5 protein-coding genes are annotated in these 2,104 nt (G+C 50.5%); 4 read left to right on the top strand and 1 reads right to left on the bottom strand.

The genetic code is table 11. The annotated features are described in order from the left end of the window. On the bottom strand, positions 1-438 hold a 438-nt coding region (locus KB557_RS11060), incomplete at its 3' end, for a hypothetical protein (protein WP_255134186.1). A gap of 101 nt (positions 439-539) precedes the next feature. Between KB557_RS11060 and KB557_RS11055 the strand changes: the two genes are divergently transcribed. The 4 genes from KB557_RS11055 to KB557_RS11040 all read left to right on the top strand — a co-directional run bounded on the left by KB557_RS11055 (position 540) and on the right by KB557_RS11040 (position 1,946). After that, positions 540-806, top strand: a complete 267-nt coding sequence (locus tag KB557_RS11055; protein WP_255125323.1) for a ribbon-helix-helix protein, CopG family — start codon at positions 540-542, stop codon at positions 804-806. Further along, positions 806-1,234 (top strand): type II toxin-antitoxin system VapC family toxin, encoded by a 429-nt coding sequence (locus KB557_RS11050; RefSeq protein WP_255134184.1) that lies wholly within the window; start codon positions 806-808, stop codon positions 1,232-1,234. Before KB557_RS11055 ends, KB557_RS11050 begins: the two co-directional genes overlap by 1 nt. 88 nt (positions 1,235-1,322) lie before the next feature. Beyond that, positions 1,323-1,622: a nucleotidyltransferase family protein gene (locus KB557_RS11045; RefSeq protein WP_255134182.1), complete on the top strand. Its 300-nt coding sequence runs from the start codon at positions 1,323-1,325 to the stop codon at positions 1,620-1,622. Between the two features lie 87 nt (positions 1,623-1,709). Continuing rightward, positions 1,710-1,946, top strand: a complete 237-nt coding sequence (locus KB557_RS11040) for a HepT-like ribonuclease domain-containing protein (protein WP_255134180.1) — start codon at positions 1,710-1,712, stop codon at positions 1,944-1,946. Positions 1,947-2,104 lie beyond the last annotated feature (158 nt).

Raw genomic sequence — 2,104 nt, 5'->3', positions numbered from 1 at the left:
TAGGTTTGGCAGTAATAGCAGTAACTGATCGCTATATCGCCTTCTTTGATTAAGAAATGCAGTTGCTGCTGAGCTGGGTGTGGCATAGGTGGTTTCAGTTTCTTCCCTAAGTAGTGATGTGTCGTAGGTGATCACATCTGCTTTTTGCAGTGGTGCATCACCTGTTGCTGCAACTGAGCCTGCAATTGGCCTTGAGTTGCTCTGCTTTTGGATTGCTTTTTCTTGATCAGCAGCAGGTGAAAGCAACTGCTGATCAATCAGTGCTACTGCATCCAATAAAGCCCTGGCGCTTAATACACCTGATGGGTGTTGGCGTTCTAGATCAGCCATTGCCTTTGCAATAGCAGCAAGACATGGCACCGTTGCAGGTAGGCCTAGGCACTGGCGAATTGCTTCTTGATCAGACGGCTGCCAGGACGGGACTGGACTGGAAACCATGAAGTGCAGCTATCGCAACAACTGGAGCTATTGCCGCCCACCACGGGCCAGAGGTACTACGGTTATGTCATTCGTCATACAGGGCTTGGGTCCTGTGGGTTATGCCGCTCACAATCAGGCTTGATGCTGATACCGAGGATTGCCTCGCTGAGCTATTGGCCGAAACCGGTCAGGACAAAAGTTCGCTGATTCGCCAGCTGATCCGCGAACGCTGGCAGCAGCTCCAACCTTTGCCCTCAATCACCCAGCAACTAGGTGGCCATCCAGAGAGCTTTCTTGACACACTGCCGTTAGGCAGTTCTGAGCGTAGTCAACGGCGCTTGCTGCTTACAAATACACTCACGGCGCGACAGACGGAACGGCACTGATGCGGCAGATCCTGATTGATTCGGGCATCCTGCTGAGTTACTACCAGCAAAAGGAGCCCCTCCATCAAGCTGTCCTTGCTTTCTTTGATAAGACAACTGCGCAGCTGATTACCTCACCGATTTGTATCGCCGAGGTTCTCTGGCTGCTGGGTAATCCAGCTGATCCACGCGTTCTATCCGCTCAAAACCACCTGCTTGCAGCCGTCAGTCTCGGTGGCATCAAGGCGATCAATTTGCTTCCTGAGGATTACGCCCGCATTGCGGAGCTCAACCAGCGCTATGCCGATCTACCCGGTGATTTCGCCGATCTCACCTTGGTGGCACTCTCGGAGCGACTGGATGTTGCCGAGATCCTCAGCCTAGATAGCGACTTTGATGTCTACAGACGGTTTCGTAAGCAGTCCTTCCAAAGGGTTGAGCTCAACTGATCATTTGCATTCCAGCAGTGAAGCCCCTAACCCGTAGCAGTAAGGGCTAGTCGGTTTAGCCTGGTTTTGTGCACAGGTTGTTCTTTCTATGGCTACCCCCAATCGCCAGGATGTACTGAACCTGTTGCAGGAACGTAAGGATCTATGGCGGCAGCGTTATGGCATAACCCGTTTAGGACTTTTTGGTTCCCTTGCAAGGGATGAGGCTGGTCCAGATAGTGACGTTGATCTTTGCGTCAGCCTGGATCCGCCCAATCCCTTCTGCCTAGTGCATTTCAAACAGGAAGTGGAACAGGCACTACAGGTACCTGTTGATGTGATCAGCCTCTGGGATCGCATGAATCCAGCGCTACGCCGCAGGATTGATCAGGAGGGTATGTTTGTCTAACGAGAAACAATTTAGCCAGGATCTGTTAGAGCAAATTCTGAACCTTGTTGAATCGGTAATAAACCGAATGGCGGCACTTTAGATGCTGTGTGCATGCAATATTTAGCTTTAGGTGAGACTATAAAACAACTCGATAAGCACACCCAGGGGGAATTACTTACACGTCACCCAAACCAGGATTGGAAAGGGATAATGGGTTTTCGTGATGTACTTGCCCATCAATATTTTAGTGTTGATCCCGCTCAAGTTCTGTGGATCAGCCGCCAAGCCATGCCGCAATTGCGACTTGAAATCCTGCTGATGATCCAGCAATTAAATAACTAATAGCAGCTCATAGAGACGTTGGTGCAACGCCAGCTATATCTCCTAACCATTGCCGCAATGCCTGCACGCTGATAATTCCCTTCTCTTGCAGCTGCAACATTTCAGCTACTGTTGGAGATGGCTTTGGAGCAGGGGCCATTGGTGATATTTCAACCTCC

The sequence above is a fragment of the Synechococcus sp. Cruz CV12-2-Slac-r genome, from assembly GCF_024346075.1.
Classification (GTDB): Bacteria; Cyanobacteriota; Cyanobacteriia; order PCC-6307; family Cyanobiaceae; genus Synechococcus_D.
Note: the sequence above shows the minus strand (reverse complement) of the source record. Positions and strands in the feature narration are given on the sequence as shown.

Excerpts from the sequence above, each read along its gene's own strand:
- KB557_RS11055 (WP_255125323.1), top strand. The coding sequence starts at position 540 with ATGCCGCTCACAATCAGGCTTGATGCTGATACCGAGGATTGCCTCGCT.
- KB557_RS11045 (WP_255134182.1), top strand. The coding sequence starts at position 1,323 with ATGGCTACCCCCAATCGCCAGGATGTACTGAACCTGTTGCAGGAACGT.
- KB557_RS11050 (WP_255134184.1), top strand. The coding sequence starts at position 806 with ATGCGGCAGATCCTGATTGATTCGGGCATCCTGCTGAGTTACTACCAG.